Raw genomic sequence first — 13,275 nt, 5'->3', positions numbered from 1 at the left:
GGATAGTGGATTTAAGCATTTGCCATACAATTGTTAAAGATTTTACGCAGTATACTTTTTTTGTCCATAAAATGCCATGGATCTAACAACGATCCCCAAGGTGAGATGGGCATTTTGCCCATCTCCTGAATGTTAGTCGTTAGATGCTGGTTTGGAAGTGAGTCCATCCGTTTTTTTACCGCAGCATTTGATGTGATTTGTGGTCACACAGGAACATTGTCCTTTCGGAATGCCGGCACAGGAAGGCTGGCAGCCGTTGCTGCTTTGACCTTGCGTAGTTAAAGTTTGTGAAGCAAAGGCAATTGGGCTGGCAAGAAAACAGCTGCTCAGGAATACCAGACCTATTAATTTAGTTTTCATTGTAACTCTCCTTGTCTATAAAATGGGCATGCTCAAGAAAAGTGTAGGCTATAAACCAGAGCATTTAGTTAAAATGAATCAGTTTATATTTGAAGCAGGTGTTTTCGGGAACTGTAGTGTTCATTTTTTCTTGCATTTTTCAGAGTGATCTACAATGCTTTTCTTTAGCATCAATTAAGAGGGCAACTATCATGGCAGATCGTAAACGCATCTTCATCATTGGCCATTCCGGTGCGGGCAAGGGAGAAGCCTCTCTATTTTCCCTGAGTTCGGATGATGGCGAGATTGATACACACGTACAACAGGTTATAAATGCTTTAAAATCTAAAGATTAAATCCATTAAAAAACCATATAACCGGGGCATCGAATGACTGGTTATATTATTCAATTAAGACAAATGAATCAACTCCGGAAAGTCAGCCATCTGCTAAACTGTTAAGAATATAAACAGACTGTGAGCATAAAATGAGACTCATTATTGCTTTTTTTCTAGGATGGATTGCTTTTGATGTCTCAGCTGCCGAATCAGCCTGTAGCTCTTCAGGGGCTTTCAGAAATGCCAATGGCTGCATGCCTGTCGTTTTTGTGGTACGCCATGCGGAGGATACCGCATCGGGTCCTCATGCATTAACTGCTGAAGGAACGAAGCATGCAGAGTTATATATCAGGTTATTCAATGACTACATATGGGGTGATACGCACAGCATCGGTAAGGACAAAAATCCTGCCTGTGTCTGTCCTGTCGGAAAAATAATAAGTATTAGCGACAAGGGAGGAGATGTTTCCCCGCGTAATCCCAACCCCAATCCCAGCTCAAATCCCTATCAGACTATCCTGAAAGTTAGCGAAAGTCTTGGAATCCCGATTACTACAGATAATGGAGAAACCCAATACTGGAGCAGCTTTCAATGGAGTGCGGATGCCAAGAAAAAACTTTTTGATTACAGCGGTAACCAGGCTCAATTTTCTGTAATAATTGCCTGGGATAAGCAGGGTTTAAATCCCACCGCCGAAGATTATGCCAAGCTGGTTACCTGGCTCAGTTCACCGGAGTCGAAGATATCTTATAAAGACTTTACACCATTGCTTAAGAATTTCCCAAATAAACTTCCCGCCGACAGTTCATTTGCTCTGGATCCTTCAAGGACGACGCTCTGGGTGTATTCCGATCAGAATGAAGAAGGGAAGTTCGTTAATATGCGGGTTTACCAGCAGGTCTTTTACAAAAAGGATTGTACAAGTGATCCCTCATGGGCCCCCAAGCTCGACTCTGAATGTATCATTCCGCAACAGAGGAGTTACTAGCTTGCTTAGATACATCAATTGTAACTCCCCACGTTGTGGATAAGTTTGATATTAATTCAATCAAATCGTCTCACGTCATCCTGAACGCAGTGAAGGATCTTCTGAATCTGGCTTAGTTCTAAGCCGTCTGAGATCCTTCGCTACGCTCAGGATGACGTACCTGGGGAGTTACGTTTGTAAATTTTTCAATCCAATTGGTACCGATATTACAAACAGCTGTTTAATCCAGCTCCTAACTTTATTCAAAATTCGATCTGGGTTGCTTCACTTCGTTCGCAAAGACGACAGGTTTGCTTAATGCTTAAGCAATTCATTCTTCAATTTAAAACCACTACTGCGTTCATCGGGCTGTAAGTAATAAAACCTAAATCCAGGCCTTCACTGACTGCATAGACATAGCCTCCCTGAGTTCCGGCGAATAAAAGACCCGATGAATTAACAAAAAGACTAAACACTGTCTGAGCAATACTTCCCCAGTTACCCCCTCCTGTAAGTGCATTACTGGAATACACATATTCGTTTGCTGTGTTCGTAAACAGACTGTTATTCGCAACATAAACGCCTTTAACCGGGCTACCATCAACCAAACCATTGATTGCAGTCCAGCTGATGCCGTTATTGGAGGAATAATAGACATTTCCATTACTGGTTCCAGCATAAAAGGCACTGGTAGTTAAAAACAGAGCGTTTACCGCGCTTCCATCAGGAGAAGAAAGAAGATTCCAGCTGTTGCCATTATTGACGGAATAGTAAATAAAACCACTGGCGGTTCCTGCATACAGCTGATTATTCAGTACAAACACCGCGTTAATGGCGCTGCCATCAGGAGAGGCGGTTTGCTGCCAGCTATTCCCATTATTCAATGAATAATAAATAAAGCCATTGGCATTCCCTGAATACATCACCAGCGGGTTGATCCATAAACTATTGACCGGGCTGCCGGTTCCTGGCATTTGTGGAGTTGCACTCCAGCTTAAGCCGCCAGTAAATGAATAATAGATATTGCCGTTTTGAGCGCCGCTAAAAAAAACAGGATTGCTGGTAAAACTGACTGAAACCTGATGATTAGCGATGATGTTGGTCACTGTAAAATTGCTGCCGCCCATTTGAACTACCGAGCCATCGACAAGCCACTGATAAACAGAAAATCCTGGGGCGGGATTGGCATACAATGGCAGACTTGCGCCGCTGTTAACCACTTGGGTGCCGCTGGGAGAGACACTGCCGCCACTGCCGGCGCTGATGTTCACTGAGTATTGATTTGCTGCCTGTACGCTGATATTCAGGCTGTTAGCAGGACTGGGTTGATTACAAAGCAGTGGACTGGGATTCCCGTCAGGCGCTATCTGGCAAATAATCGGTCCCTCATTGATTTTGCCGGAAATCTGACTGGCGATAATCTTCAAACTTAGAATGCAGGATTGCTTGGCGGTCAGGATAAAAGGATTCGGACAGCTGCCGGCATCAGTTAGTTGAATGACACCGGCGATAGGTTTCATTGTAATAGTGTGCGGTTTGAGCGACTGGTTAGTCACCAGATATTTAACAATGGCTGTCTCACCGCTTACTAATTGCAAAACCACTGGTGTTTGCGGAATCATGGTGAATACCGGAGAGCCGGCTAGTGCCAGATTGCTTACGAGAGATAAAGTTAACAGGCTTAAGACTTTGAATAGTTGGTTTAATTTGTTCACTTTGCTTCTCACATTCTAGCCATCATTTGGACAAAATTAGGGATGTTTGGGGAGCCCACACCGACCACATCATTCCAGAACTGATTTTCTACAATCGTGAGTGATGAATCCCAATTAAATCCAATCTCCTGATTAAAATAAGGATCATGTAGCTTGAAGGCAGAAACAGGGCCTCCGTTGATGGGCGTTGCTCCGCTGATGACAAGATGGGGCGGGGTAATCAGGTTGATCGCCTTGTTCTGCAGTAAACTGGCGTTATAAACATAGAAATAAGGGGCGGCGAGGCCTAGGGGATGAGCGCCCCCTGCCAGTGCTGCTCGGGCCTGATTGACCAAAGTCACTGTACCTGAAAATAAAGGAGTTGCCAGGCTGGCACCGCCATCCCAACAGGGATTGCAGCCGTCTGAATAGGTTAATAAGCCGGTGTAAAGGTCGCCCAGCATAGCAATATCGGGCAGAGCTCGTTTGTTATTCGTACCTTGGGGATAGCCGCCGACAATAAAATTGCTGATAACACTTTGCCAGGCTGGCGCACTGCGATAGCGGCTGACTCCGCCCATACTGCCTGAGTAGAAGGAGCCATTGACCCGGGTTCCCCAGCCTGTTTCAAAAGCATAATTCCAGAATTGGTCAACAAACAGACTGGTGCCGCTTACAGCAGTTACAAAAGCTGAACTAACCGGATATTGCACGCTCGGTTCTGCGCCCATAATAGTGCATGGCCAACTGCTGGCATAGGTTTGATCACCGCAGTCGCCAGCCGCAAAGTTGACGCTTAAACCCTGGGCTGCAGAAAGCTGTAAAATGGCTTCCAGCATTTCAAATGGATGTTCCACATCATTATCCCAGCTGTTGGATACCACATAGGCATTGGAAAAACCGCCAATGGAAAATTGGTTGCTGGTGATGGTGGTCAGCGCATGCGCTACTTCTGCGTTGTTCACATCATCGGTCATCACCAATACGATGTTGGCGGCCGGAGCAATGGTATGTGAGGCGTCGATATCCAGGATAATTTCACCATCCCATCCATTGGGATTGGCACAGGGGCCGGTGTAGGGAGAGCCGTCAGGCTTGACTACCGCAAAGTTACTGGCATTAAGCTGGGGCAGGCTATTTTCTGTATTGTAATGATTAACATGGTTCAGTATCTGGTTTGGGGTTGAGTTTCCGCAACCATCGATGATCACAATAGTTTGATTAGCTCCATCAATGGCTACCCCATTAACCGGGGGAATTTGATTAAGCTGATAGACCGTTCTCAGATGACTGCCGGACACGCCTTGTAAAGAGGTGGTGGTTGGCAGAGCGGCCGGGGTAAACGAATCCCAAAGGAGTTTTATTTCCTCTGGCTGCCAATGTGTGGTGTCGATATTAACATCTTTAGGTTTGAACCTCCGTTTAGGACTCGCGTAAGGGATGTTGCTCAGTCCACTGACTCCTGCCACATGAGCGGCGATTTTCTGAGGGATCAGTGGGGCCTGGTCATTGCCGTAGAAAATCTTGTTTCTGTAACGATAATTATTCAGTTTGATATGAAAAATCTGCTCGATTTGCCCCGCAGTTCCCGTAATTTTCAGATTGGAGTAGAGCGGCTCAACCTGCATGCCCTGATGCTTAAAATAGCTTGTAACTGCCCTGATCATATTCTCATCGGGTAGATAATCACGTTTCACTTCATCCGCATTCAGGAATTGCTGAAAAGCTGGGCTTTGCGGGTCGTATATAGTCTTAACTATCTGATCCAGCTGTGTTTGATTACGTAATTTAAGCCAGAGAGTAAAACTAAGTCTATTCTCCTGATTGAATGGACCAAGACGTTCTGCCTTCTGGATTAATGATAACTCGGGATTGGGCAGCCGAACATCGGCAGTGTGTGCAAATAACGGTGTGATTATGCATTGCAGCAGGATAAAAAATAGTCCTTTAACCAACATTATGAAATCTCCAATGGGGCGATAAGCTAACTGAAAAACGACAAGGCAGCCATAGCATCGCTAGGGAATCGTCTTTGCGAGTGGCCATCTCTTAGCAGGCGATCTAAAGAGAAATGCAGGAGGGATTATTCTAAGCAAAGATAGAATGAGAAGCAACTAAATGCCCTCAATCATAGCGGGTGGGCTTCGTCCAGCAATTGCCTGAAGCCTGTGGCAATTTGATCCGCATTGGCAATATGATGATTTTTATAGGTAGTTAACAGGCCAATAACATGCATTCCGGCATTTTTGGCGGCATCGATCCCATGGGGTGTATCTTCAAAGACCAGGCAGCGCTCTGGAGAAATATTCAGCTTGCTGGCAGTCAATAAATACCCTTCAGGAGAGGGTTTTCCCGTTTTGACATCATCTGCTGTGACAATGGTGTGAAAATATTGCAACAGTTTGCCTTGGCTGACTTTGGAGAGTACGGCTGATATTTCAGCTCTTGAAGAGCCGCTGCAAATGGCTAACTGATTTACCCTGGAAATCACATTAAAAAGAAACGCCTCAAAATCTGCAATCAGAGGTAATTCATTGTGGGTCTGGATAAGCTGGGTGTATGCGGCGACCTTTTTATCAATCAGATCATCAATTTCTCGCGCCGATAATTTATGGTTTTTATTGTGTATCAGTCGAGGGAACATTTCCTTATCCACGAAGCCCAGATAATGCTCAACATATTCCTCATAGCTCAGTGGAGTTCCCAATGGTTTTAGTGCATGACAGCAGGCCTTGTAATGCAGGAATTCGCTATCAAAAATAACCCCGTCAAAATCAAAGATGATTGCGTCTATTTTCTTAAACAACTCGGTCCAGGGCATATTTGCTCCAGAATATAACTGATGGCCAATCCTTTTATTGTAGACAAAACTCATAGAAAAAGTTTATTCATAGGATGAGGGAGAATGATTTCATGAATGATATTTAGTACTGTTAAGGAGAATGGTATGAGAATAATCAGGAAAATGAAGCCTGAGGACAATGCAAGTATGGCTAAAATTATCGTCGATGTTTTAACCGAATACGGATATCGAGATAGCCAGTCTGGGGGTTATGACATTGATAATTTACCAGATAGAATCAGCGATCTTTATGGTTTCATCCAAAAAGAAGGAGGCGTTTATTTTGTGATTGAGGATACTGAGACCCAGCGCATTTTAGGCGGGGGCGGCTTTCGACCGAATGCGGCTTCTTTGAAATACTCTAATGCCAACCGATTCTTTTCACAGGATTTAATCAATCGAAGCTGCGCCTTGGAAAAGCTGTATTTTTTGCCGGAACTTCGCGGTCAAGGCTTCGGTCTAAAGATATTGGAGGAGATCCAGGCGGCGGCAATAGAGAAAGGATATAGCTCAATCTATGCGGGTACGGAGCCCAATCTTAAACAAGCTCAATCCCTATATAAAAAAGCAGGATTTATCCAGTTGGAAACCACCAGGAAAAACTCTGTTTGTTTTCTTAAAGCACTCAAAAACATGCCGGTGATGAAGCCTGGTACTGAAACCGGAGATGAGAAGGATTGCAATTCTGAAACATCAATTCAAAGTGTATGCGCTCGAACTCAAGCAGCCTGATAAAAATAATCTCACAGACACTGCCATTAAGTTAAGCTCAATTGTATATTAAACTGTCATCCCCGCGAAAGGCGGGGATCCATCTCTGAGCTAGCCACAATGCCGACTGAGGAATAGATTCCCGCCTTTCGCGGGAATGACAGAAGCCCTTGATTTAATGGCAGTGTCCCTGAGGGAGAGAGGGTTTTAGTAAGGTTTTTTTTAAGAGATCGTCTCTGGAAGTCTATTTACCCGCAGTGTCGTTCAAGCCAGCATTGTTCGGTGGCCTGATCGCAAATGCGCACGGTTTCGCAGGGCACATAATAGCGTGGCTCTGCTGGAATATTAATGATGACATTGGGTCCCGGTCCCCAGCCGCCACCGTAAAAACCACCCCAGCCATAACCGCGCTCATAGCCGTGATGATGGTGATCTCTATACCCTCCGCCGCCATAAACACCATACCAGGCTTGGGCATTACCCGAGAAAATTAAGCTTAGAAAGAAAGCCGGAATAAGCAGTTTACTCAATCGTTTCATATTATTCTCCGAAAGAAGCGGATAATTCGTTATGGATTTTACCAGGGCCATTTTTGTTAAAACACAACGTCCTGATTGTCGTGAGTGAGAAGAGGCAGAGTAAGGCACAAAGGATTAAATAATACCCTGGTGCCAGCTTATTCTGAGTATATTTGATTAAAAGCGTCGCAATTAATGGGGTTAATCCTCCAAAAATGGCGAAAGTGATGTTGTAGGCTATTGCTATCCCGGTAAAACGGATGGAAGTAGGGAATAAATCCACCAAAAGACTGGGATAAACCATTATCATGCTGCTTAATACGGCAATTAGCAGCAGCGCCGCACTTAAGCTTGCTGTTGTTTCAAAACTTAATATCAGGAAAATAAGATAGCCGAAAATACTAAATCCGAGGGCGCCAAGACAAAGAAGCCGACGCCGGCCAAGGCCATCGCCCATCCAGCAGAAAAAGAGCATGAGGAATGTATAGATTACCAGTGTAATCGTACTAAAGAGATGGGCCTGTTGTTTGGGATAAGTCAAAACGCCGGAGAGATATCCCGGCAGATAGAGGAATAATAAATTAATAACGGCACAGGCTAACACTGTAAGTCCTACTCCCTGCAAAATCTGCCGCCAGTGATTAGCAAGGGCTTCAAAAAATGGAAGGCGGGTTTGTTTATGTTGTGAGTGCAAGGCCAGGAAGAGGGGACTTTCGCTGAGCTGACGGCGGATAATAAAGCTGATAAGGCCTAAGGCACCGCCTAGAAGGAAGGGGATACGCCAGCCATAACTGGCTAACTGTTCTGCTGTTAATAGCTGATTGAGCAGCAGGCTTAGGCTGTTGCCTAATAGAATACCGATGTTAAGGAAAGAGAAGATTACACCGCAGGCAAAACTTCGCTTTCCCCTGGCAACATGCTCGCAGGTAAAGGTTAGTGCACCAGGTATTTCACCGCCGATGGACAGCCCCTGCAAAACCCGAAGAATAATCAGCAGCAGGCTCGCGCCCAGACCCAATTGCTCGTAGGTGGGCAAAAGACCTATTAGAAAGGTAGGAATTGCCATTAGGGCAATAGAAACGAGGAATGTTTTTTTTCGCCCGTATTTGTCGCCAAAATGACTGAAAATTATTCCGCCCAGCGGACGAATAAAATACCCAATCGCAAAAATCGCATAGACGCTCATTAATGAGGCCAGGCGATCACTTTGTGGAAAAAATATTTCACTGATTAAGGGAGCAAAGATGACGTAAATAATGAAGTCATAAAACTCAAGCGCTCCACCTAAGGCAGCCAGTACAATTGTTTTTTTCTCCTGAGAGGACAAATGAAGCTGCGGCATGAAATAGCCTCTGTGAACTTCGATGCTGCAAAATATCACGAAATTCAGGGAAGTAAAATACCCGCTGTAAGATGTTATTTTTCCCCGCCACTAAAATAAGTATCGCAAGTTGCTACCCCAAAAGGCAAAGGCACATCAGTGTTCAATCCAGCCTGGATGCACTTTGTGAGGGGTGGCTAAAGGATTGCGAGGCTTCTTTGTCTCGAAAACCAAAAAAGCGCAGTTTACGATGGCATTTTCGTTCCCCTTGGGGATGAAACCATTCAGGAAGCTCTGGCTGATCCAGCTCAGGTTTGAATATTTCTATTTCAGATTCTGCGTGCTTTAAGCGTTGAATCATCTCCGGAGAAACTCCTTCTGACTGATGCAGGGGTTCAAAGCCGGCATAATCTCTTTTTAAATTACTCAGAGTCTGCAAAATACTGTGATTAATGACATTGAACCAGCCTTCTTCGCTAAAATAACCGGCAATTTCTTTAAACTGAGACAATAACATCGCTTCTAATTCACTGGGTTTGCTGGCATAAATTCCTGATTCATAAACCAGTAAATAACGAGCCAGTTCATTATTGCGCAAGAAGGTATTGTCAATAGTATTGATTTCTTTGGTTAAGGCTAAGGACGTCAGTTGATGCAAGCCATGTAATGACAGATAAGGACATACAGCCAGAACAAAATCAATCATGGCTTCTTTTTGTGTATAAGCGCTATCACTGTAAGTGATTTTTTCATTGGAGCCTAGATCAATTGGATGAAATCGGCTGTCCTGAAGAATTTCATTTTCCAGTCTTTTGATATCCTCAATTGAAAAATCGGCAGACAGTAATTGTGTATGCCAGCGTTGTACAATACTGCGAGTATGTTGCATAGGTTCCCAGGAGTTACCTGACTTTTTTCTTGCTGCTTTAGCTAGTTTAGTGATTTTATTTGCCATAATCACAAGCTCCCTTTGCGGTTATTTTAAATATCCCTCATTAAAACTAAGCACAGATTTGGCAGGTAAACAACCTTTGGCGCAAATAGCGGTCTAATTAAATCAGGAATATCCGTAGGGATTTCTTCTTTCCCCATTGGCTCTTTTTTCAAAATGCTGATAGTCCTGCAAATCAAACCAACTGCCGCCCCAATCCCAGTGATAGGATTTGAAAAGTTGATAAAACGGGGTATTATCTGCAATTTTTCCTGGATAGGATTGCTTTCGGCTCGCAAAATTCTTAGCTTGCTGCGGTAAAATTAAAGCGCCTTTGACATAGGGATTAATCAGGGGATTAATATCAATAGCGCGTCCATAACTGTGCTGTGAATAGATGCCTGGCTGATTGGTCACTTGGCGGCAGTTAAAGGCGGAAGTATTATTCGCCTGCATGGACAATTCGTCATTGCCCTTATATTCTTCCATTAATTTCATTTGCTGAACAGGGTATTTTTTTTGGTACAGACGGCGAAAAATTTCCACTACTTCCGGGGCAATATCCTGATGAACAATCATCATTCCCTGGTGTGTTTTCTTATCAAATCCCCAGTAAGAAAGTTTGATTAAAACCAGTTGGTTAATAGGAACAGGACAGCCTGGTTTCCATGTGTATTGTTTCATCAAAATTTGAGTCGATTCAGGAATGGATTCGATGCGGCTATTAAAGTGTGAATGGGCGTCTGCATGCATTGAAAAGAGCAGTAAAGTAAAGAGAAAAGCGATGCGTCTCATATGAAAATAAACAAAGAATTTGCAGCGATTATAACATTAAGAGGTGCTGCTATCCAAATCAAACCTAACTCCCCAGGTACGTCATCCTGAGCGTAGCGAAGGATCTCAGACTGCTTGGAACTGAGCCAGATTCAGAAGATCCTTCACTGCGTTCAGGATGACGTGAGACGATTTGATTGAATTAATATCAAACTTATCCACAACCTGGGGAGTTACAATTAAACAGTTGTTTGTAATAACGGTACCAGTTGGATTGATAAATTTCATCAGGATCATACTTCTTTTTGAGTTTTAAAAATTCAATAAATTGCGGATATGCTTTTAGAACCTGATCTTTTCTGGCCCAGCGATGATAGGTCAGGAAGTAGCTGCCATTATGTTCCAGGGCCCTGTCGATAATTAATCGGAAATCATGCTGGGCTTTTGCTATGCCTTGTTTTGAATGGTCTACATGAAAATTGAAAACGATACAGGCATAATCCTGTGTGGCCCAGGGTAAATAACTTTCATTGTCTTTTTTTATCAGGCGTATTGTTCCGTATATCAGATTGATTTTGTATTTGCGAAAATCACCGCGTAATTGATTAAACAAAGAAACCAGCTGATCTCTCGGCACATAAATTTCGCTAATCATTTCCGAGGAATTGGAATCAATCAGCTGATGATAATTATTTAAATAAAATCCCATTTGATGCGTGTCAGATCGATAAAGCTGGCCATTGGTTCCCAGATAATAGTTTGAGTAAATTGTAAAGGCTGCCGATTTGTTTTTATGGGCTAATATCAGCAGTTTTGTCCAGTCCTGATTGGTCAATTCTTTCTGTGCTTTTTGCGTATCGACTTGAATATTGACTGGCTTATACAATGAATAAATGCCTTTCTTCATGAAATCATTCGAGGCGGGATCAATTGCAAACTGGAAATCGCCATACAAATAACCTTCTTTTATGCGCTGACTTACCAGAGGAATGAATTGATCGATATTAATTACCTGCACCTCTCTTTCAAGTGTGGTTACCGGTGCCAGGCGCAGTTTGACAGTTGCAATAACGCCAAAGAGTCCATAACCTCCTATAACCAGTTTGAATAACTCGGCGTTCTGAGTGCGGCTGCATTCCAGCAAATCTCCATTGGCATCCACAAGTGTAAACGATTCGACATCATCAATTATGGGAGACATGTTAAGACCTCTCCCATGAATATTGGAGGACAGGGCGCCGCCAATACTCAATTTGTCCGCCCCGGTTTGCTTTTGCCGGATTCCCCACTGTGGCGGATTCGTTTGATTCTTACGCAGCCAGGCAACTAATTCTGGCCATTCAATGCCGGCCTGAACTTCGACAATCCCTTTGTCACTGTCAAGACCAATTACTTTATTAAAGCGAGACATATTCAGATTAATAGTGCCTCTGCCATATTGTTGTCCGCCCATTGAATGTTGACCGCCGCTAATACTGATTGATAAACCCTTCTGCCTGGCTTTCTGAATAGTATTTTGAATTTCTGTTATTGAAACCGGATGAATGACTTGTAAATGCTGAGTAGGATTTAAGCCGGAATGAATATCATTAAGCAGTATGCCAGGCTGAGTTGGAACAGTTTGGGCCTGACTAATAGAAATAATCAGGCTTAAGGAACACACGACAAGAGCCTGATGCAAAGAGTTCATGACGTTTAACCTGCGAAAATAGCCTGTTTAAAATATAGATTGAATTTTAAGTAAAATCCTTTATTTGTGAACAATGTAATAAGTATTCATGATGTCATGTTCAAGATAGCTTTTTTCAATGTGGGTAAATCCGGCATCTTTTAACATTTCCTCCGCCAGTTCCTCTCCCCAGGCGGCCCCCAGCCCCGCTCCGTTTTGTGACAGTGAAACCGTCATGCAATGCAGACATGAAATGGTATAAATGAGGGGTGCAATAGGGTGATTAGTGTTTTTTTCCACCTGGCTGGAAGTTTTTATATCTTGCATCAGAAACACTCCTTGTGGTTTTAAAGCCTCATAAACAGCCTTGAGGACGTCCTTTGGGCGAGCTTGATCATGAATCACATCAAAGCTGGTAATCAAATCGTATTGATTTTGTTCATGCCATTTCGCTAAATCCCTTCGCATAAAATGAAGATTAGTCAGACCTTTCTGCAGGGCCAGTGCATTGGCATGGTCGATGGTTTCCTCACATAAATCAAATCCATAAAACTGGCTATTGGGAAAATTTTCGGCCATTAAGCTGAGCGCGCGTCCATAACCGCAGCCAATATCGAGCACTTTAATCCCTTGCTGTAGTTGTTCCCTCAAACCATTAACTAAGGGAATAATCTTATCCAGTAAAGCCAGATAAATAGTTTGTCCGCTTTGTTCCGCCATGACGCTGTGAAAACGGTGATAGGCTTCATAAGGCACGCCGCCGCCATGGATAAACGCATTCAGGATTAAATCTTCTACGTTGGCCAGAATAGGAATAAACTGGGCGATCACCGCAATATTATTCGGAGAGGCTGCCCGGGTCAGAAACGCGGCATGCTCCGCTGGTAAAGAATAGAGCTTTTGATGCGTATCATAATCAATGATGCCGCCTGTTACCATCGCATTGAGCCACTCCCGGACATAGCGTTCATTTAAGTTTGCATTCTGGGCAATCGTTTCACTATTTGCCGCGTCCATTGTACTCATTACATCGAAGAGTTTACTGCGATGACCTATTGATATCATTAAGGCTAAAGCGGCGTGGTTCAGAAGCAATAATAAATGTTGCGAAAATTGTTCTGCTTTATCCTGGTCGAAGGCTAGCATGTTGGGTCTCACTATTCCCTGTCA

The 13,275-nt window shown here is 43.6% G+C and carries 13 protein-coding genes; 3 read left to right on the top strand and 10 right to left on the bottom strand.

Features of this window, described 5'->3' with window-relative positions; genetic code table 11:
• Positions 1-132 precede the first annotated feature (132 nt).
• A complete protein-coding gene (locus E1O89_RS06030) occupies positions 133-360 on the bottom strand; it encodes a hypothetical protein (RefSeq protein WP_133139371.1) in 228 nt (75 codons plus the stop codon).
• 191 nt (positions 361-551) lie between these two features.
• Between E1O89_RS06030 and E1O89_RS15405 the strand changes: the two genes are divergently transcribed.
• Positions 552-695, top strand: coding sequence for a hypothetical protein (locus E1O89_RS15405; RefSeq protein ID WP_165483078.1), 144 nt, complete (start codon positions 552-554; stop codon positions 693-695).
• Positions 696-826: 131 nt separating this feature from the next.
• Positions 827-1,666 (top strand): hypothetical protein, encoded by an 840-nt coding sequence (locus E1O89_RS06025; protein ID WP_133139370.1) that lies wholly within the window; start codon positions 827-829, stop codon positions 1,664-1,666.
• 317 nt (positions 1,667-1,983) lie between these two features.
• Here E1O89_RS06025 and E1O89_RS06020 read toward each other — a convergent pair whose 3' ends face one another.
• The 3 genes from E1O89_RS06020 to E1O89_RS06010 form a co-directional block, all read right to left on the bottom strand.
• Positions 1,984-3,360: a WD40/YVTN/BNR-like repeat-containing protein gene (locus tag E1O89_RS06020; RefSeq protein ID WP_133139369.1), complete on the bottom strand. Its 1,377-nt coding sequence runs from the start codon at positions 3,358-3,360 to the stop codon at positions 1,984-1,986.
• 8 nt (positions 3,361-3,368) lie between these two features.
• Positions 3,369-5,297: a protease pro-enzyme activation domain-containing protein gene (locus E1O89_RS06015; protein WP_133139368.1), complete on the bottom strand. Its 1,929-nt coding sequence runs from the start codon at positions 5,295-5,297 to the stop codon at positions 3,369-3,371.
• A 170-nt stretch (positions 5,298-5,467) separates the two neighbouring features.
• Complete coding sequence (locus E1O89_RS06010; protein WP_133139367.1) at positions 5,468-6,160, bottom strand: HAD family hydrolase; 693 nt, start codon at positions 6,158-6,160, stop codon at positions 5,468-5,470.
• Between the two features lie 126 nt (positions 6,161-6,286).
• On the opposite strand from E1O89_RS06010, the gene E1O89_RS06005 reads away from it, so the two are divergent.
• On the top strand, positions 6,287-6,913 hold the full coding sequence (locus E1O89_RS06005) for a GNAT family N-acetyltransferase (protein ID WP_165483077.1): 627 nt from the start codon (positions 6,287-6,289) through the stop codon (positions 6,911-6,913).
• A gap of 227 nt (positions 6,914-7,140) precedes the next feature.
• On the opposite strand, the gene E1O89_RS06000 is transcribed toward E1O89_RS06005, so the two are convergent.
• From E1O89_RS06000 to E1O89_RS05975, 6 genes are all read right to left on the bottom strand, one after another.
• Positions 7,141-7,431: a hypothetical protein gene (locus E1O89_RS06000; RefSeq protein ID WP_112220092.1), complete on the bottom strand. Its 291-nt coding sequence runs from the start codon at positions 7,429-7,431 to the stop codon at positions 7,141-7,143.
• Position 7,432: 1 nt separating this feature from the next.
• Positions 7,433-8,752, bottom strand: coding sequence for an MFS transporter (locus E1O89_RS05995; RefSeq protein WP_133139365.1), 1,320 nt, complete (start codon positions 8,750-8,752; stop codon positions 7,433-7,435).
• 142 nt (positions 8,753-8,894) lie between these two features.
• Positions 8,895-9,686, bottom strand: a complete 792-nt coding sequence (locus E1O89_RS05990) for a hypothetical protein (protein ID WP_133139364.1) — start codon at positions 9,684-9,686, stop codon at positions 8,895-8,897.
• 102 nt (positions 9,687-9,788) lie between these two features.
• Positions 9,789-10,415 (bottom strand): M15 family metallopeptidase, encoded by a 627-nt coding sequence (locus E1O89_RS05985; protein WP_165483076.1) that lies wholly within the window; start codon positions 10,413-10,415, stop codon positions 9,789-9,791.
• A gap of 235 nt (positions 10,416-10,650) precedes the next feature.
• Positions 10,651-12,126 (bottom strand): FAD-binding oxidoreductase, encoded by a 1,476-nt coding sequence (locus E1O89_RS05980; RefSeq protein WP_133139362.1) that lies wholly within the window; start codon positions 12,124-12,126, stop codon positions 10,651-10,653.
• Between the two features lie 60 nt (positions 12,127-12,186).
• The gene (locus E1O89_RS05975) at positions 12,187-13,251 is read right to left on the bottom strand and encodes a class I SAM-dependent methyltransferase (RefSeq protein ID WP_133139361.1); all 1,065 of its coding nucleotides are present in this window, start codon (positions 13,249-13,251) and stop codon (positions 12,187-12,189) included.
• Between the last annotated feature and the right edge of the window lie 24 nt (positions 13,252-13,275).

The sequence above is a fragment of the Legionella genomosp. 1 genome, from assembly GCF_900640215.1.
In the GTDB taxonomy this organism is placed as follows: domain Bacteria; phylum Pseudomonadota; class Gammaproteobacteria; order Legionellales; family Legionellaceae; genus Legionella_C; species Legionella_C quinlivanii_A.
The sequence above is the reverse complement of the archived record's forward strand: the minus strand, read 5'-3'. Positions and strand labels throughout refer to the sequence as shown.